This is a genomic window from Kitasatospora sp. NBC_00240 (genome assembly GCF_026342405.1).
GTDB lineage: Bacteria > Actinomycetota > Actinomycetes > Streptomycetales > Streptomycetaceae > Kitasatospora.
The window spans coordinates 8,532,669-8,551,148 of record NZ_JAPEMU010000001.1 but is presented as its reverse complement, the minus strand read 5'-3'; the positions used below and the strand labels follow the sequence as shown (position 1 = coordinate 8,551,148).

At 72.4% G+C, this 18,480-nt stretch carries 13 protein-coding genes; 6 read left to right on the top strand and 7 right to left on the bottom strand.

Features of this window, described 5'->3' with window-relative positions; translation table 11 throughout:
* Positions 1-92: 92 nt before the first annotated feature.
* The 5 genes from OG689_RS36445 to OG689_RS36425 all read right to left on the bottom strand — a co-directional run bounded on the left by OG689_RS36445 (position 93) and on the right by OG689_RS36425 (position 10,400).
* Positions 93-3,290: a lantibiotic dehydratase gene (locus tag OG689_RS36445; protein ID WP_266325570.1), complete on the bottom strand. Its 3,198-nt coding sequence runs from the start codon at positions 3,288-3,290 to the stop codon at positions 93-95.
* Entirely contained in the window at positions 3,287-4,615 is a 1,329-nt protein-coding gene (locus OG689_RS36440; RefSeq protein WP_266325568.1) for a lanthionine synthetase C family protein, read from the bottom strand. Before OG689_RS36440 ends, OG689_RS36445 begins: the two co-directional genes overlap by 4 nt.
* Positions 4,616-4,937: 322 nt before the next feature.
* Complete coding sequence (locus OG689_RS36435; RefSeq protein WP_266325566.1) at positions 4,938-5,708, bottom strand: hypothetical protein; 771 nt, start codon at positions 5,706-5,708, stop codon at positions 4,938-4,940.
* Between the two features lie 236 nt (positions 5,709-5,944).
* Complete coding sequence (locus OG689_RS36430) at positions 5,945-7,255, bottom strand: cellulase family glycosylhydrolase (protein ID WP_266325564.1); 1,311 nt, start codon at positions 7,253-7,255, stop codon at positions 5,945-5,947.
* Between the two features lie 742 nt (positions 7,256-7,997).
* Entirely contained in the window at positions 7,998-10,400 is a 2,403-nt protein-coding gene (locus OG689_RS36425) for a glycoside hydrolase family 2 protein (protein WP_266325562.1), read from the bottom strand.
* A gap of 281 nt (positions 10,401-10,681) precedes the next feature.
* Between OG689_RS36425 and OG689_RS36420 the strand changes: the two genes are divergently transcribed.
* From OG689_RS36420 to OG689_RS36395, 6 genes are all read left to right on the top strand, one after another.
* Entirely contained in the window at positions 10,682-11,992 is a 1,311-nt protein-coding gene (locus tag OG689_RS36420) for an extracellular solute-binding protein (RefSeq protein WP_266325560.1), read from the top strand.
* Between the two features lie 179 nt (positions 11,993-12,171).
* Positions 12,172-13,269, top strand: a complete 1,098-nt coding sequence (locus OG689_RS36415) for a site-specific integrase (protein WP_266325558.1) — start codon at positions 12,172-12,174, stop codon at positions 13,267-13,269.
* A complete protein-coding gene (locus OG689_RS36410; protein WP_266325556.1) occupies positions 13,266-13,595 on the top strand; it encodes a helix-turn-helix transcriptional regulator in 330 nt (109 codons plus the stop codon). The genes OG689_RS36415 and OG689_RS36410 overlap by 4 nt, the downstream gene beginning before the upstream one ends.
* The gene (locus OG689_RS36405; protein ID WP_266325554.1) at positions 13,592-15,187 is read left to right on the top strand and encodes a hypothetical protein; all 1,596 of its coding nucleotides are present in this window, start codon (positions 13,592-13,594) and stop codon (positions 15,185-15,187) included. The genes OG689_RS36410 and OG689_RS36405 overlap by 4 nt, the downstream gene beginning before the upstream one ends.
* A 42-nt stretch (positions 15,188-15,229) precedes the next feature.
* Positions 15,230-15,685 carry a hypothetical protein gene (locus OG689_RS36400; RefSeq protein WP_266325552.1) on the top strand — a complete coding sequence of 152 codons (456 nt, stop codon included), beginning with the start codon at positions 15,230-15,232 and terminating at the stop codon, positions 15,683-15,685.
* 112 nt (positions 15,686-15,797) lie between these two features.
* Positions 15,798-16,040 (top strand): DUF2283 domain-containing protein, encoded by a 243-nt coding sequence (locus OG689_RS36395; protein ID WP_266325550.1) that lies wholly within the window; start codon positions 15,798-15,800, stop codon positions 16,038-16,040.
* Between the two features lie 328 nt (positions 16,041-16,368).
* Here OG689_RS36395 and OG689_RS36390 read toward each other — a convergent pair whose 3' ends face one another.
* Positions 16,369-16,935, bottom strand: coding sequence for an isochorismatase family protein (locus OG689_RS36390; RefSeq protein WP_323189362.1), 567 nt, complete (start codon positions 16,933-16,935; stop codon positions 16,369-16,371).
* Positions 16,932-18,443 carry a cytosine permease gene (locus tag OG689_RS36385; protein WP_266327699.1) on the bottom strand — a complete coding sequence of 504 codons (1,512 nt, stop codon included), beginning with the start codon at positions 18,441-18,443 and terminating at the stop codon, positions 16,932-16,934. The genes OG689_RS36390 and OG689_RS36385 overlap by 4 nt, the downstream gene beginning before the upstream one ends.
* Between the last annotated feature and the right edge of the window lie 37 nt (positions 18,444-18,480).

Here is an 18,480-nt window from a genome sequence, read left to right as displayed (position 1 = left end):
GACGACCGACCTGTGGCGCGGATCGCCTCGTGTGCGGCGGGGTCTATCGGAGTGCGGTGTTCCGGGCTTTCGCCGGAGCTGAGCGGGCGCGGTCAGCCGACCGGGGACCGGGCCAGGCCCTCCCTGGTGCGGCGCAGCAGTTCGAGCACCCGTCGCTCGCCGCCGCCGTCCAGGCCCATCAGCCGGTTGAGGTGCATGTGGACGTACGAACGGCACAGCTCGGTGTGGCTCCGCCGGAGCCTGCCCTCCTGCCGCAGGGTACCGAGCTGGTCGGCGGCGGGTGCGAGGGCGGCCCGGCGCTCCGCCAGCAGGAGCCGCAGGACGGCGGTGTCGGGGCAGCCGGGCCGGCCGATCGTCTCCCGGAGCCGGTGCCCGCGTTCCCGGTACTCGTCGCCACCGTCGCGGGAGTTCTCTCCCGCGCCGCGGCAGAATGCCAGCCGTTCGGCCGGCGCCAGGCCCAGCGAGTCGAGCAGGTCGTCGACGCTGCTGACCGCCAGGTCGGTGCGGTCCAGGGTGAGTTCGCGGTCCTCGCCGGCCTGCAGCAGTCGTGCGACCGAGGAGCTGTCGGTACCGAAGAGGGCTTCCGCCGCGCGCATCCCGTCGCTGCCGCCGTAGCGCTCGACCTCCCGCTCGTAGGTGTCGAAGCCGAACCTGGTGCCGAGCCCGGTCGCCACCAGGTCGCCCGCCCAGCGGCAGGCCTGGTCCATCAACGGGCCGAGCAGGACGGACCGCTCGCCGTGGAAGCGGATCCGCAGGTGGCACTCGGGGTCGGTGTAGCGGATGAAGAACCAGGTGTCGGCGAGCCCCGCAGCGGTGACGAACTCCCCGAAGGTCCGCAGCGGCCCGGCGATCAGCTCGTCCTGCTGCCAGGGGCTGCCGTAGAGCTTCAGGTAGAGCCAGTCGCTGCCGGGGGGCCTGAGCCGGGTCTCGGCCCGCACCGCGGCCACGCCGTCGACCCCCGCCGCCTGTGCCACGACCACGCCGTCGACGGCCACCGCCCGCGCCGCACCGTTCGGTGACGCCGCGGCCGCGCCCTCCGCCCGGGGCCGGTCCGCCGGCGTGCCCCCGTCCGGCCGGGTCGGCCGGTCGAGGACCAGCGGGACCACGAGCTCGCAGATGTGGCCACCGCCCGGGCCCGGCAGCCAGGCGTCCGCCGGGCCCGGGAGCGCCTCCTGGAACAGGGCCGACCGCGCGTCGGGCAGGCCCTTCAGCTCCTCCCGCACCACGTGCACCTGGTCGGGGTCGGACAGGTCGAGCAGGAGCCGGTTGTCACCGGAGCTCAGGTACACCTGGCGGGGCACCGCCCACCGCTCCCGCCACGCCGCCAGGGCGTGCGCGAAGGCGTCGGCGGAAGCACCGGCCGGCAGGTCGGTGGCGTCCACGCGCCACTGCGCGAGCGCCAGCACGATCCGGCCGTACTGGACGCGGGGACGGAACGAGAGGCCGTCGGCCGGCCCCCAGGAGAACGGGGTGAACTGGCAGCATCCGTCGGCGGCCACGTCCAGCAGGAAGCGCATCGGAGCGGGCGCGCCCATCGGGTTGAGCATGTGCCCCTGCACGGCGACGACGCGCGCGTCACCGGCCGGCCACTCGACGCTCAGGCGCCCGGCGTGCAGTCCGACCACCAGCTCGTCCAGCGGCACGACCCGCCGGGGTGGCACGCCGGGGGCGGTGCCGAGCACGATCTCGTGGGCGCGGACCGCCGGCCGGACGGCGACGTTGGCCGCGCGGGGCCGCTCCGGCAGGTACACCAGCTCGGCCAGCAGGGTGTCCGGGCTGGCCGCCTGCTCCAGCCGGGTGATCTCGTCGAGGCCCGCGCGGGCGGTCGGGCCGAGCAGGTCGACGAAGCGGCCCAGGTGGCGGCCGGCGGCGGGCGCCCCGAGGTTGGGCCCGACCACCAGCCGGAACTCGCCGGCGTCCACGGCGGCGGGCGAGGCGGCCGGGAGGAACAGCGCGAGATCCAGCGACGGCGGACAGGCCGCCGGGTCGAGCCGGGGCACGGTGAGCTGCTCGACCTGCCGGTCGGTCAGGTCGACCACCTGGCGGCACTCCCGGTTGGCCGCGAGGGCGAGGTCGAGCAGCAACCGGGCGCGCCGTTGGTCGGCCGGCACGGGCGCGCGGTGCGCCAGGGTGTCGGACGGGGGCCCGAGCCCGAGGTCCGGGTCGATCAGCTCCAGCAGCGGCACCCGGCGCTCCAGCCCGTACCTGCTGAGGAACGAGCGCCGGTAGCTCTCCAGCCGGGGCAGGCCGGCCGGGTAGGGGCTGAGCCGGAGCAGCAGCTCCGCGGCGCGGGCGGCCTCGGTGGCGACCCGCGGGTGGAGGCCCTGGCCGCCCAGGGTGAGCGCCAGGTCGGTCTGCAGGACGGGGGTGGCGGGCGCGGCCGGGTGGAGCGCGGTGGCGTGTCCGACCAGCTCCGGCCAGCCGTCGACCCGTGCGCCGGGCGGCAGGCCGTCCCACCGGGCGAGGCCTCGGGAGAGTTCGTCCAGGTCGGTGGCGACGTCCCGCCCGCCGGGGACGGCGGCCAGCCGGCGCACCACATGGCCGGCCGGGTCACCGCCGGTCAGCGGCGGCCGCAGGTCGGACTGCAGGAAGCCCTGGGCCCGCAACCGCTCGACCAGCGCGGCCGCCTTGTCGGGTGTCGCGCCGGCCAGCCCGGCGAGGCCGGCCGCCAGTTCCGCCGGCGGCGTCGGCCGGCGCGCCTGCGCCAGCACCTGGCGGACCGCCGCGGTCAGCCGGATCGAGACGGCCTCCGCTCCGCCACCGGGCCGATCCCCCGTCCCGCTCTCGGGGAGCAACGCATGCCCGCCGCGCAGGACGACGGCGGCGTTGGTGGTCAGCCGCAGGCCCGCGCGGACCTCCGGGTCCTCCTCCAGCCGGCGGACCAGGCCGAGCAGCCAGGCCATGTCGGGCCGGGTACGGGTGCGCGGTGGTCCGGGGGCGAGCGCCAGATCGGTGCGGTCGGCCCAGTGGGCCAGGCCGACCCCGGCGAAGACGCCGAAGGGTGTGGGGCGGGTGCACATCCGGATCAGGTAGCGGGCCAGCTTGCCCCGTACCCGGCGCGCCGCCGGATCCTCGGGGCGGGTACGGGCGAGGGCCGCGGCCAGATCGTGGCTGGCCACCGTGACGGCGAGCCTGACCAGCGGGTCTGCGGGCGTGAGCGTGCCGCCGTCCGCGGCCTTGCCGGCCTCGGCCAGCGCGTTCGCGGGCAGCAGCGGGGCGCGTACCATCGCCCACCCCAGCGGCCGGTAGAGCGGCTGTTCGGCGCGGTGTCCGTGGTCGTGGGCCGTCATGAGAGCAGGAAGAGCCGGTCCCAGCCGGGCTCGGTGTCGGTCGCGGCGGCCAGCAGCACCATGGCGATTCCGGCGGCGCCGTCCAGCAGGCCGGGCCGGTCCACCCGGTTGTCGCCCGGCTCCACCGCGGCGTAGCCGAGCGGGCGGGCCGGATCGAAGTGGCCGAGCAGCTCGTCGACCAGGTGCTCCGCGCCGGCGGTGAACTGCGGCAGGCGGGTGTCGTGGGCGAACCGCAGCACCGTCTGGAGCAGCCCGGCGATCCCGTGGCAGAAGGTCGGCGAGTAGAGCTGGCGGGCGGGGACGGGCCTTCGCAGCACGGCGGTGGCGGCCTCGACGGCCAGCGCGCGCAGCTTCTCGTCGTCCAGTGCCACGCCGGCATGCCACAGGGCGCGGGCCGTGCCCGGGCTGCCGTAGCACCAGGAGCTGCGGGCCGCGGTGGGTGGGGGCGCGGGTGGCCGCCCGTCCGGCGCCGGCAGCGGAAGGGCCGACGGCCAGTTGACGCCCCACCGATCGTCGGTGCGGTGCGCCGTGAGCCAGTCCGCCAGGTAGCGGACGGCCGCCACCTGGCCGGGCACCCGGTGGCCGGCCCGCAGGGCCAGTGCGAGGACCGACAGCGGGCCCGGGATGCCGTGCGCCAGGCCGCAGTTGAGGTTCCCGTACGGGTAGGTGGCGCGCGCCGAGGGGTCGCCGAGCAGCTCCGGCGGGGTGGCCCAGCGGGCGGTCAGGCCGTCCGGCACGGCCAGCCGGACGAGCGCGCCGAGCAGGGCGGAGAGCGCGGCACCGGCCGGCGGGGCGGGCGTGCCGTGCCCGTCGCCCGGCAGCAGGGTGGCTACCAGCCCGCTCGCCCCGGAGACCAGGTCGAAGTCGCTCACCGGTCGGCCGGGGCGGTCGGCGGCGAGCCGGGCGGCCACCGCCCATGCACGCGGGGCCAGTTCGTTGTCGAGGGCGGCGAGCGCGCGCCGGTAGCGGGTGCCGCCGCGACTGAGCGCCGAGACGGCGAACGCGGTGCCGGCCAGTCCGCTGTACAGGCCGGGGTTGAGCTGCTCGGCGCGCTGCCCGACGCCCTCCAGCCCGGTGGTCAGGAAGCCGTGGCCGACCCCGTCCCAGCCCTGGTCCGGAAGCCACCGGTCGAGGTACCCGCAGAGCAGGGCGATGCCCGCGTCGCCCCCGGCGAGCCCGCACGGGAGCCAGCCGATCGCTTCCGGGTACCGCGTCTGCCGGGCGGAGAGGGCGAGTGCCCGGCAGATGATCCTGCGGTCCACGGAGCGCTCGGCGACGTCGGTGGCTACGGCCAGCGCGGTGTCCCGGCGGCTTCCGTCGAGCACGCTGCTCCACGGCCGGGGCACCGGGCCGGGCACTGGTCCCGGATCGGGCGCTGTTCCCGGCCCCGGCTGCGTTCCCGGCTCCGACGACTGCGTTCCCCGGTCCGGCGCCGCGGGGGCCCCGGGGGCCGGGGTGGGGGCCAGGGTGGGGGCCAGGGTGGCGCCCCGGCCTGGCGCCGGGCCGGTGCTGTGGTCTGCGCTCACGCGGCCTCCTTCGGCCAACCGCGCCGACGACGGACGGCAGCGGGGCGCCGGCCGTTCCGGTGCGGGACGGGGACGAGGACGAGGACGAGGGCGGGGACAAGGACGGCGGATCTGTTCAGAATCAGCAGATCCCGCAGGTCTCGCACGCGGTCTCGATCTCGCTCGGGCCGCAGGGCGACTCGCCGGGCAGCGACAGCGGGCAGCACCCGGTGCAGCCGGTGCGCTCGCAGGTGCCGCAGGTCTGACAGGTCCCGCCGCACGAGGGCGGCGAGCAGGTCGCCTCGCAGGTGAACGGGCAGGTGTCCGCACAGGTGACACAGGTGCCGTCGCAGGAGGCGCAGGTGGGCAGCTCCCAGGTCAACAGGCCGCACTCGGCGTTGACCGTCTCGACGGCGGCGAGTGCCCGGAACGGCCGGGCCGCCCGAGGCGCCCGGGGTACCCGAGGTGCCCGGGGTACCTGCGGCCGGGCCCGTGGGACACGGCGGATGTCGAGGTCGAACTCGTCCGGTGTCCGGACCGAACCGGTGTGGGTGTAGGCGATGTCGGCTCCCTTCCGGAGCGTGACCTCGGTGGCTTCGGCGCCGACGAACGGCGGCTGGTCCGGCGGGATCCGGACACTGTCGATGGCGTCCTCGGAATTGAACTCGACGAAGTAGTCGAGTCCCTTGGTGAGGTAGAGCCGTCGGTGGCCTTCGCGCTCGCTGTCGCCGAGAAAGCCCTTGAGTGTGAGCCCGCGCTCGGGCGCGCGGCCCGGCTCCGGGCGGAAACGGTCGACATGCGGATCCTGGGGGCCACGGATGTCCCTCGCCCGGCCCGACTCGTCGGGCGGCGGGTTGCCGGCTCTGCTGTCGTCTCTGCTGTCGTCTCTGCTGTCGTCTCTGCGATCAGTCATTTCAGAACTCCCTCGCTGGAGGGGAGGGGTTCTTCCATGGTTTCATCGGCCCCGCAACCGGGCAACCCCCGACCGCTCCTGACTCGGCGTGACCGACGACGTGGCGTGACCGGTGACCTGGCGTGACCGAGGATGGGACGTGACCGGCAACAGGGCGTCCGCGGGCCCGGACGGTGCTCACCCCGCACCCGATCGGGCGAGGTGAGCACCGAGGGCCGGCCCGTCAGGTACGTCGCTCAGTGGTCCGCGGATCCGCCGCGCACCACGCAGGAGCGGCTGCTCTCCCAACCCCAGCCGTCACCGTCCGGGTCGGAGGAGCCACTCACGCAGTACGGGTAACCGTTCGGGGCGGTGGTCGCCGACGGCGACGGGGTGGTGTCCGCCTTGCCGCCGCGTACGACGCAGGAACGGCTGCTCTCCCAACCCCAGCCGTCACCGTCCGGGTCGGAGGAGCCACTCACGCAGTACGGGTAACCGTTGGGAGCGGTGGTCGCCGACGGCGAGGGCGACGCGCCGGGCGAACTCGTGGCGTTGCCGAAGACGGTGGCCGTCCTCGAGGTGCTGGAGATGCCGTTGCTGCCGTTGAAGAAGCGGTTGCCCCAGCTGGTCAGCGAGTTCTTGTCGAACCCGTTGACCAGGTCGAGGTACTCGACACCGCTGCCGTTGCCGCTCCAGGACCAGCCGAGGTAGCCCACGGCGAGGGACTTCGCGGTGGACATGATCGCGTCCTCGTCGGGGTTGCCGTCGCTGTGCAGGTCACCGAACTCGCCGACGACGATGGGGAGGTGGTTGCCGACGAAGAAGTTCAGGTAGTCCTGCACCTCGGCGGCGGTGTCGTAGACCCCGTACATGTGGATCGAGAAGATGGTGTTGTGGTCGGGGTCCGACGCGAGGACCGAGGCGGCGTTGTTCCGCATCGTGCCGGACCAGTCCTGGCCCCAGTTCGGGGCGTCCGCCATCAGCGCGTGGTTGAATCCGGCGTTGCGGAGCTTGCTGATCGCCCCCTTGGTGGCGTCGGTCCAGGCACTGTAGTTGCTGTTGCCGAACGGCTCGTTGCCGAGGTTGATGACGACGTAGTTCTCCTGGCCCGCCAGCGCGCTCCTGTTGTCGATCCAGAACTGCGCGGCCCGGTCGAGGGTCGTCGCGGCGCCGTCCTCGCCATAGCCGGTCGTGTCGTGCACCTCCAGCACGCAGATGAGCTTGCTCGCCTTGCACCGGCTGATCAGGGACGAGACCTCGGAGGTCGTCGTCCGGGTCCACCGGTCGCCGTTGCTGAGCACGATGCGAACCGTGTTGGCGCCCTTGGCCGCGATGTCGGCGATCGAACCGGTCCGGCTCGGGTACCAGGCGTGCGCATGGTTGACCCCGCGCATGACGAACTCGTTGCCGTTGGCCTCGTACACGCGCCCGTTGCTGACGTGGATGCCGGAGGCGACGGCCTCGGCACTGCCGGCGGTGAACCCGAACACGGAGACCAGCAGGCCGAGGACGGCGGCGACTGCCGCGCCGACGGCCGTGAGCACCCTGCTGCTCGGCGGCTTTTCCATGATTCTCCTCAGGAGGGGGAAGTGGGGGATGCGACCGGTCCGCCCGGCCGCCCGCGGGGTGCCTCGCCTCTGCGACGAGGGGCGACGGCACCGGCGGGCAAGGGGCCTGACGAGTCGGCGGTCGACGTGCCGGCCGTAGGGCGGGCGGTGGGACGGCAGCCGGGTCGGCCGTGGGGCCGGCGGTGGAACGGCAGCCGTGCCGTCCTCCCGCCCATGGGTGGTGGCGAGGGGTGGGCCGGGCAACGTCGTCGTGCGGCGCTCCGGGGCGGCGGATGCCCGTCCGCCCCGGAGCTGAGCGCGATCCTGACATGCCGTCACGGTCCGGTCAATGCCTTTGGTTAACCGATTAATCAGCCCTGGGGGTGGGACGCGCGCCGGAGATGCCCCCTGACCACGACGCCGACCGGCGGGCCCGACGACCACAGGGGCGCGGCCGGCCTGCGGACCGGCGACGGCCGACCGCGCCCGTTCCCCCACCCGTCACGGCGGCGACGACCCGCCAAAACACCATGCCTGCACAGGTGGGTCCCATCATCGCCCGGCCGGACACCAGGCTCGGAGCTGCGCGTCGGCGGGCCCCGCCGCTGCGGGCGGAGGGGCCGACAGGAACCGTTCACCCCGAACGCTCGGGGCGACTCCGGCGGCGAACCGGCCCGGCCATGACGGCGCGACCCATGCGTTTGGTTAACCGATTAGTTAATGGGCGACGGGCACCCCGCCGGATCAAAGGCCGCGGGCCGGTTCATGCCGGTTCGACGCAGAACAGGGCGGCGCGGGCGGCGGCGGCATCGAAGGGGCCCGCCCCGGTGACCCGGATCCGGACCTGCTCGCCCGCCAGCAGCGTCACCAGGCCGCGGTCCGCCACGGCGGCCGGGGTGATGCGGTCGGCCTGCAGCAGGAGGTCGCGCAGCAGGGTGTGGGCGGTCACCACGACGTCCACGGCGTCCTGATCCTCGGCGACCGGCTCCACGCTCACCTCGAACTCGGGCCGCTGGTAGGCGAACACCCGGTCGACGACGGGGAAGTGCAGGGCGCGCAGCCCGTCCGTGTCGGCGACCAGGAACTCCTTGGCGGAGCCCTCGACCGGCCGCAGGGCCTGCGGTACGGCCAGCCGCACCACCGACCGGGCCTCGACGGTGACCGGCACGTCGGACTCGGCCGTGACGGCGCCGTCGGCGGAGACCCTGCGCAGGGTGACGACGGTCCGCCAGGGCCGCGCGGCCTGGTTGACCAGGGCCACCTCGGGCGCCGCACCATCGGCTCCCGGCTGCAGGGTCAGCAGGCGGTCGGCGTAGACCCGGCGCAGCTCGTGGTAGAGCGGCTTGAGGCGGCCGTCGCCGTCGATCGCGGCCCAGGAGGACACCGGCCAGCAGTCGTTGAGCTGCCAGACCACGGTGCCGGCGCAGCGCGGCCAGTGCGAGCGCCAGTGCTCGATGCCGGTGGCGACGGCGCGGGCCTGGACGACCTGGGTGAGGTAGTGCCAGCGGTCGAAGTCCGCGGGCGGGGCGAAGTGGCGCTCGACGCCGCGGTTCAGCTTGCCGTTGCCGTCCTCGGCCTTCTGGTGGTGCAGCATGCCGGGCGAGTCGGCGGCGAATTCCTCGCCGGGCAGGGCGCGCAGCAGGGTGGCGTGGGCGGGCGGTGCCTGCCAGCCGAACTCGGAGACGAAGCGGGGCACGTTGGCGCGGTACTCGGTGTAGTCCTGGCGGTTCCAGACCTCCCAGGAGTGGTAGGTGCCGTGGTCGGGGTCGTTGGGGTGGTGGTCCCAGGAGCCGGACCACGGGCTGCCGGCCGAGTAGGCGCGGGTGGGGTCGAGTTCGGCGACGATGCGCGGCAGGACGCCGAGGTAGTAGCCCTCCCCCCAGGAGTCGCCGGCCAGTTCGGGCTCCCAGCCCCAGTCGCGGAAGCCCCAGAGGTTCTCGTTGTTGCCGTTCCAGAGCACCAGGCTGGGGTGCGGCATCAGGCGGACGACGTTCTCGCGGGCCTCGGCCTCCACCTCGCCGCGCAGCGGCTGCTCCTCGGGGTAGGCGGCGCAGGCGAAGAGGAAGTCCTGCCAGACCAGCAGGCCGAGTTCGTCGCAGGTGTCGTAGAAGGCCTCGTTCTCGTAGATGCCACCGCCCCAGATCCGGATCAGGTCGATGTTGGCCTCGGCGGCCTGGCTGAGGCGGGTGCGGTAGCGCTCGGGGGTGACCCGGGTGATCAGGGTGTCGTCGGGGATCCAGTTGACGCCGCGGACGAAGAGGCGTTCGCCGTTGACGACCAGGGTGAAGCCGGTGCCGTGCTCGTCGGTGGAGCGGTCGAGTTCGACGGTGCGGAAGCCGATCCGGCGGTGCCAGGTGTCGAGGGGGCCGGTGGCGTCGGCGAGGGTGATGTCGAGGTCGTGCAGGGGCTGGTCACCGTGGCCGCGGGGCCACCACAGGGCCGGGTCGGGGACGTCGAGGGTCAGCACGGCCCGGTCGCCGTCCAGGACGGTCTCGGCCTGGGCACCGGCGACGGTGGCCCGGGCGCTGAGGGTGCGTCCGGCGGCGGCGCCGGTGCGCTCGACGGTCAGGTGGATCTCGACCCGGCCGGTGCCGTCCTGGACGGTGACCAGGGGGCGGACCTGGGCGAGCCGGGCGGTGGACCAGTGTTCCAGGCGGGCGGGGCGCCAGATGCCGGCGGTGGGCAGGGTCGGGCCCCAGTCCCAGCCGAAGCTGCTGGCCATCTTGCGGATGTACTGGAACGGCTCCGGGTAGACGTTGGGGCGCTCGCCGGTGATCGCGCGGACCTCGGCGGCCTCCTGGTAGGCGTTGGTGAAGTGGACGGCGAGTTCGCCGTCGAGCCCGGTGACGTCGAAGCGGTAGCTGCGGTGCATGTTGCGGGTGCGGCCCAGTTCGGTGGCGCCCAGGGTGATGCGGGCGGCGGTGTCCAGTCCGTCGAAGACCAGGTCGGTGCGCTCGTGCGCGCTCGTGCTGGCGAGGCGGGTGCTGTAGGTCCAGTCCCGGTGGCCGACCCAGGCGACGTCGTTCTCGTGGGTGCCGAGGTACGGGTCCGGGATGAGGCCGGCGGCCAGCAGGTCGGTGTGGACGCCGCCCGGGACGCGGGCGGGGAGCAGGGCCCCTTCGTGGTGCAGGTGCCAGCCCTGGTCCAGCTGGGTGACGTCCTTCATGGTGCGGCTCCATTCGCGTTGATCGGTCCCGTCGGGGTGTGGGCGGGTGCAACGCTAACCCGCCCGCCGGGGTCTGTCCATAAACCGGTTTTTCTCCGGGGATGAGCAACGGACAGCACGCAAGAGGGCTCCGTACGGGCAGATTTCTCCGATTTGGGCAACGCAGAGTAACAATCTTGCCTGCAGTAAACCTGGATGCTTTACCGGTTAGGCTCCTGCCTGGCATAGTTCCGGCAACCCCCGCGCGCACGCCGGGACGGACCTGGAAGGAGCCGACATCAGTGGACAGACGGTCCCTTGTCGCAGCGATCGCCGTCGTGGCCCTGGCCGCGACCGGCTGCGGCTCGACGAAGAAGCCGGTGGACTTCGCCTACCCGCCGTCCGACCCGGACGCCGTGGCCGGTGACATCACCGTCCTGACGCAGCGCACCGACCTGGTCGCGAGCGGCGTGCTGGACGGCTACGCGGCCGAGTTCGAGCGCCTCCACCCCAGGGCCAGGGTCCACTTCGAGGGCATCACCGACTACGAGGGCGAGGTGAAGCGCCGGCTGGGCACCAAGAACTACGGGGACGTCCTGATGATCCCGGCCGCCCTCCCCCAGTACGACTACCCGGCGTACTTCGCACCGCTGGGTCCGGGCGCGGCCGTGGCCTCCCGGTACCGGTTCACCGACCGGGCCACCGTCGGCGGCAAGGCCTACGGGATAGCCGAATCGGGCTCCGCCAACGGCTTCGTCTACAACAGGGCGGTCTGGGCCGCGGCCGGGATCACCGACTGGCCCGCCACCCCCGCGCAGTTCCTGGCGGACCTCCAGCGGATCAAGGACCGCTCCGGTTCGATCCCCTACTACACCAACTTCAAGGACGCCTGGCCGCTGACCGGCTGGTCGAACAACATCGGCTCGGTCGGCTGCGACCCGCAGGCCACCACCAGGCTGAGCGTCACCGACAAGCCGTGGGCGGCGGGCGGCGACCTGAACGTCATCGACACCCTGCTCTACGACATCGTCGAGCGCGGGCTGGCCGAGCGGGACCCTGCGGGCACCGACTGGGAGCGTTCCAAGGCCCTCCTCGCCAAGGGGGACATCGCCACCATGCAGCTCGGCTCCTGGGCCGTCAGCCAGTTGCAGGAGGCCGCCCGCAAGGCCGGCACCGACCCGGCCGCGATCGGGTTCCTGCCGTTCCCCGTGCAGAAGGACGGCGTCTTCTGCTCGGTCGTGGTCTCCGGCTACCAGCAGGCGATCAGCGTGCGCTCCGGGAACAAGGCGACGGCCCGGGCCTGGATCGACTGGTTCACCGACAGGTCGGGGGCCGCCGCCCGGGAGGGCGCGGTCCCCAGCCTCGCCGCGGCGCCGCTGCCCTCGCTCCTCGAGCCGCTCGCGGACAAGGGCGTCAGGTTCATCGACCGCTCCGAGGCCGACACCGCCCAGGTCGACGCCATCGACGACGTGGCCGGCATCGGCCTCGACCGGCCCGACTACCGCAAGAAGCTGATCGACCTGGCCCGCGGGGCGCAGCCGGGCGGTCCGGCCGAGTTCTTCGCCGACCTCGACCGGCGCTGGGGCGAGGCCGCGCTGCGCGCCAAGTCCTGACCGCTCCCCTTCCCCGGGTCCGGTCGCGTGTGCGACATCCCGTGAGTTCCCTGGATGCCCGGAGAACGTCCAGCCTGCTGGCCAGGGGGTTCCGGTGCCCCATCGGTCCAGGTGTCCCAGTGAAGGAACTTCAGGATTCATGAAGTAGTCTCGGCTTCCACGATGGTTCCACTTTCCTCGTGAAGCTGAGGAGGCTCGGGTTGGCGCTGGCCGCTGTACGGGATCTGCGCGAGCTCCGGGCGCCGGCCTCGGCTGAGGATTTGGAAGCCTTCGAGACCGACGTGCTCGCGGGGTTCGTGCTGGCGCGGGCATCGGCGGGGCTGACGGACGGCACCATCCGGGGCGACGTCGGTCACCTGGACCAGATGCGGACGTGGTTCGGCCGTCCGCTGTGGGACATGGAACCAACCGACGCGGACGCTTACTTCGGGCGGGTGCTTCGGGGCTCGCCCAGCGGCACCCGCCTGGCCCGCTCGCAGGCGCTGAGCACGTATTTCATGTTCCTGGAGCTGCGGCACAAGGTTGAGATCCACCAGCTGACCGGCCGCGTGGTCGAGTGCCCGATCGACGAGATGAACCGGCCACGCGGCGCGAAGGACGCCCGGCTGCGGATTCCGCCGAGCGAGCCGGAGATGGTGCATCTCTTCGCCGGCTGGGGCAGTGACCTGGCGACCTGTCGCAAGTTCGGTCCCACTGCCAGGAACTACACCGCTTCCAAGCTGATGTCGCAGGTCGGGCTGCGGGTGAGCGAGGCGTGCAAGCTCGACTTGGACGACATCAAGTGGGACCTCGGCCGGTTCGGCAAGCTCCACGTCCGCTACGGCAAGGGCGCCCGGGGCTCGGGGCCGCGTGAGCGGATGGTGCCGCTGATCAATGGTGCCGACCGGACCCTTCGGTGGTTCATCGAGGACGTCTGGGGCCAGTTCGACGACGACCACACTCGCCCCGGCGCCCCACTGTTTCCCAGCGAGCGCAAGAACGCCGACGGCTCCTCGCGCCGGGTCGGCGACGACGCACTGCGGAAGGGCCTGGGCGACGCCGCGAAGCTCCATCTTCCGCTCTGGGGTGAGAAGTTGACGCCGCACGTCCTGCGGCACTTCTGCGCGTCGGAGCTCTACAACGGCGGCTTGGACCTGGTTGCAATTCAGGAGGTTTTGGGACATTCCTGGATCGCCACGACGATGCGTTACATACACGTCCAGCAGACCCGGGTAGAGGACGCCTGGGTCGCCGGACAGCAGCGGGCCGCCAAGCGACTGGAAGGACTCCTGGGATGAAGTGGAACCTGCGGCTGACCGCCGCCAACAAGGGCATCTGGAAGGCGTCCGAGCTGCAACGGAGCCTGGCCGAGCACGGCCTGGTGATCTCCGCCGGGAAGATGTCGGGCCTGTGGTCGGGCCAGCCGATCTCGCTGAAGCTGGAGGACCTGGACATCATCTGCGTCGTTCTGGGCTGCGAGATCGGCGACCTGCTGACTCCCGAGCCGGAGAAGGTTGTCCGCCCCGGGCAGCAGGAGAGCCTGCGCGCGGTGGCCGGGGGGACCGTCTCGTCGGCGGCCGTGGTGCCCAAGCGGCGCGACGGCCGTTCGCTGCCGCCGGCATGAGCCGGTATCCCCAGGGCTACCGCAAGCCCACGGACTCCTGTGACGGCTGTCTGGCCTGGGGCGACTTCAGCGGACGTCTCTGCCCTGCCTGTTACATGTTCGGACGCAGTCACGAGTCGGCTCCCTGCGCCGGCTGCCGTCGCGTCCTGGCACTGAAATGGGACCACTGCCGTCTGTGCTGGTGCCAGGCCCGGACCAACGCCAAGGCCGCCACCGGCATGCCGACCGTCAGCCGCGAGGTGATGACCCCCTGGCTGCAAAGTGTCCGCCACCACCAGCTCTTCTTCATGGGAGTGCACTACCGGCGAGGATCGGCGCTCACCGCTCTCCACCACACCAGAGCGCGGGAAGCATCATGCAAGCCGACGCCACCTTCTGCCTGGCGGCCGCGTCCACGCTGGCAGCAACTCACTCTGTTCGAGCAGACCCCGCGGGACTTCGCCCGCCTCGACCCCGCCGACGCCGACCTCGCCAACCCCTGGCTGGCCTGGGCGAAGCACCTCGCCCACCAACTCGCCGAGGCCCGGGGCTGGGGACGCAACATACGCTTCGCCGTCAACCGCGCCCTGGCCCTCGTGCTCACCGGCTATGCCGACGGCGACGTCATCAGGCACAGCGAGATCTTCGCACCGCTCCGCGCACTGGACCTGGGGGTCGGGCACGTCGTGACGGTCCTGCAGGAGATGGGGATCTTTCTGGACGACAGTGAGCCGTCCTTCGAACGCTGGCTCGCCGATCGCCTGGACGGCCTGGCATCCGGGATCCGTGCGGAGGCCGAGCGGTGGACCCGCACTCTGCGCGACGGCAGCCCCCGGAGCCTCCCTCGCCGGGAGGGAACCGTCTGGACCTACCTCAACCGGGTTCGCCCCGTGCTGCTGGACTGGTCCGAACACTACGACCATCTCCGGGAAGTGACCCGCGACGACGTGCTCGCCCACGTCAAAACACTGCACGGCCGCCACCGCCATGACCAGCTCGTCGCCCTGCGGTCGCTGTTCGCCTGGGCCAAGCGATCCGGGCTGGTCTTCCGCAATCCGACCAGCCGCATCAAGGTCGGCCGCTACGAATCCGGACTCCTCCAGCCCCTCGCCGCCGAACAGGTCGACCGCGCCGTCGCCGCGGCCACCACCCCAGCCACCCGGCTCATACTCGCCCTCGCCGCCGTCCACGCCGCTCGCGTGGCCCAGATCGCCACCCTCAAGCTCGACGACGCCGACCCCGGCAACCGCCGCCTGGTCATCGCCGGCCGCGTCCGCCCACTGGACGACCTCACCCTCACGCTGTTGCGGGACTGGCTCGACTATCGCAGGCAGCGATGGCCCAACACGGCCAACCTCCACCTGCTGATCAACCAGCAGACCGCGACGGGCATCAGCCGTGCCAGCAACCACTGGATCAGCGCGGCCATGCGCGGACAGGACGCGACCCTGGAGAGACTGCGCGTCGACCGACAGCTCGAAGAAGCACTCGTCCAGGGTCCCGACCCGCTCCACCTCGCCGAGGTCTTCGGGCTCCACGAGACGACCGCCATGCGTTACGCGGACTCCGCCCGGGCACTTCTGGAACAGGCCGCCGAGAAGTCCCAACCGTGAAACCCGTTCGACCGGACCGCAGCATCAAGCGATCATGGCGGTGTGACTTCGATCGACGCAGCAGCCGATGCCCTGCGGCGCCCCGACGGGATGGACAGGACCTGGTTGATGACGGGAAGCGAAGCGGCGGGGAGTGAACTGCTCGCCGATGACGAGATCAAGCTCCTCCGGCGGGCACTCCTCGAATGGGGCGGGCCTGCCCACTGCAGCGATCACCTTGCCGTGGGCATGGGGTTCGCCGACCAGCACGACCTACTCGACCAGTGCCGAAGACTTCGGAGCGCGCTCGCCGACGACGTCCCGCTAACCCGGGGCGACTGGGCCCGCGTCCTACTGGCCACCGAGATCGTCTTCGCCAGCGACCTCATGGGGTCCGGGATCGACTGGTCCGTCACCACGGGCCTGAGCGACGAGGCGACCATCCGGACCCTCCGGTCAATCCAGCGGAAGCTGGGCAAGACAATCAGGGCCTACTACGGCAAAACGCCGACTGAATGACGCACCGGCTCCGAGCGCCTTGAAACTCGCCGCCTCGACCTGAACTCCGGCCTGCGCGAGTACGGGCACAGCCTGTGTCGACACCGACCGTATCCAGGAGAAGGGGGCCACCGTGGCAGACATCAGAGTCACCTACGACAAGACCGTCAACGCAGCGTACGTATACCTCACCGATCCGCAGGTCCAACCAAGGTCGGCGCGTACATATCCTTGCGACCCCGTGGACATCGACGGCATGATCAACCTCGACTTCGACGAGCAGGGGCACCTCATCGGTATCGAGGTACTGGCAGCCAGCTCCAAGCTGCCTGAGTACATCCTCAAGTCAGCAGAACGCCTGGATGCCGTCGAGTAGCTCGACGCTGACGTCGCGTCCGAGGCCCGCCGCCTGGCACGACAGTCTCGGGGTTCATCTGAACCCACGGACGCTCCAGCCTGAAGCACATCCCCCGACCCGTGGGTTCGCGCTGAAATACCCTCAGTATTGCTGAACTCACGGGGCTTACCGGCCTCGGGGAACATCGGTACCGGGGTCGGCGCCCAGATCGATCATGGTCGACCAGCACACCGACCGGTGGCTCCGCCGGGTTCGAGGAAAGATCGCCGGGCGGGTGCCGGGGCTGGCTGCGGTCCGCACGCCGCTGACACCGTGCCGGGCATCCTCCGCCGACCGCGGCTGCCGCTCACGCGGGCGGCCGGTCGGCTCCGGCCAGCAGCTCCGCCACGTCGGTGACCCGCACCAGCGGCCGGTACAGGTCCATCAGCTCCAGGGCCTTGGCGTGCGAGGCGTCGTCCGCTCCGGCGCAGGCGTCGGCGGCCACCAGGACCTCGACGCCCGCGTCGGCCGCGGCCAGCGCCGTGGACAACACACAGCAGTCGGTGCTGACCCCGGCGAGCACCAACCGGTCCCCCGGGCCCACCCGCTCGGCGAGCCGCGGCCCCCACTTGCCGAAGGTCGGCGCGTCCAGCACGTCCCGGGCCACGTCGGCGAACTCGTCCGTCAGCCGCCACAGGGGCGCGTCCGGCGGGCGCAGTGCGAACGGCCACCGGGCGTAGTAGGCCCGCCAGGCCCCGGTGGGCTCGGCCGGGGCCAGGAAACGGGTGAAGGTGATCCGGTCGGTGAAAGCCGGCAGCAGCCGCCGTACGCCCGCCGCCGCCTCGGCGTAGCGGGGGGCCGCCCAGGGGCTCGCCGGGTCGGCGAAGACCTGCTGCATGTCGATGACGGCCAGGTGGGCGGGCGCGCCGGTCACGCGGGCACTTCCTCCGCGTCCGGCGTCTCCTGTCCGCGCACGCGGTGCCGGCCCAGGACGAGCGTGCCGAGGAAGCCGAGGGCCAGGGCGGCGAGGACGCCGAGGTTGGCGTAGGCCCAGGAGCCGTCCTTGCCGCCGAGGCCGAAGGGGCCGAGCAGATAGCCCTGCCAGCTCAGCCAGTCGGCGGAGGCGTTGGTGACCAGTCCCCAGCCGAGGGCGGTGGTCGCGAGGGTGAGCAGCAGCGGCAGGACGGGGACGTCGCCGTAGCGGCCGCGGGGCCGGTAGAGGTCGGCCTCGTCGTAGTCGCGGCGGCGCAGGAGGAGATCGGCGAGGACGATGCCGCACCAGCCGGCCACGGGCACGCCGAGGGTGGTCAGGAAACCCATGAAGGGGCCGAGGAAGTCGTCGGCGATGAACACGATGTACACGGATCCGGCGATCATCAGCACGCCGTCGACGAGCGCGGCGAGCGGGCGCGGGATGCGCAGCCCCGCGGAGAGCAGGGCGAGGCCCGAGGAGTAGATGTCGAGGACCGCGCCGCCGACCAGACCGAGGACGGCGACCACGGCGAACGGCACCAGGAACCAGGTCGGCAGGATCGTCGTGAGGGCGCCGATCGGATCGGCGGCGACCGCCTCGGAGAGCTGTTTGGAGGAGCCGGCGAGCAGCAGGCCGAAGACCGTCAGCACCAGGGGGGCGACGCTGGCGCCGAAGGTGGTCCAGCCGATCACGCCGGTGCCGGAGGAGGAGCGCGGCAGGTAACGGGAGTAGTCGGCGGCCGCGTTGACCCAGCCGAGGCCGAAGCCGGTCATCATGAACACCAGCGCGCCGATGAACTCCTGGGTGGAGCCGTCGGGGATCGCGGTGACCGCCTCGAGGTGGACGTGGCCGGCGACGAGGGCGACGTAGACAAGCGTCAGCACGCCGGTGGCCACGGTGATGAGGGTCTGCAGGCGCATGATCAGGTCGAAGCCCATCACCCCGCCGACGACGGTGAGCGCACCGACCAGGACCAGGGCGACGACCTTGGTGCCGGTGCCACCGCCCCAGCCGAGCCGGTCGAACACGGTGGCCGTGGCGAGCGAGGCGAGCGCGACGAGGGCGGTCTCCCAGCCGACGGTGAGCATCCAGGAGATCGCCGAGGGCAGCCGGTTGCCGCGCACGCCGTAGGCGGCGCGGCTGAGGACCATCGTCGGCGCCGAGCCGCGCTTGCCGGCGACGGCGACGAAGCCGCAGAGCAGGAACGAGAAGACGATGCCGATCACGGAGGCGATCAGGGCCTGCCGGAAGGATATGCCGAAGCCCAGGGCGAACGCTCCGTAACTCAGCCCGAACACCGAGACGTTCGCCCCGAACCAGGGCCATAACAGGGTGCGCGGGCTGCCCTTGCGCTCGCTCTCGGCGATGACGTCGAGGCCGTGGGTCTCCACCCGGAACGGGCGGTCCTTCGGCGTGGAGCCGGTGCCGGTGCCGGCTGACACCGGGGGACTGTCGTGCGGGTCCGTCATCGTCATGGTCGTCCGCCTGTCGTGTCGGGGGTGGATA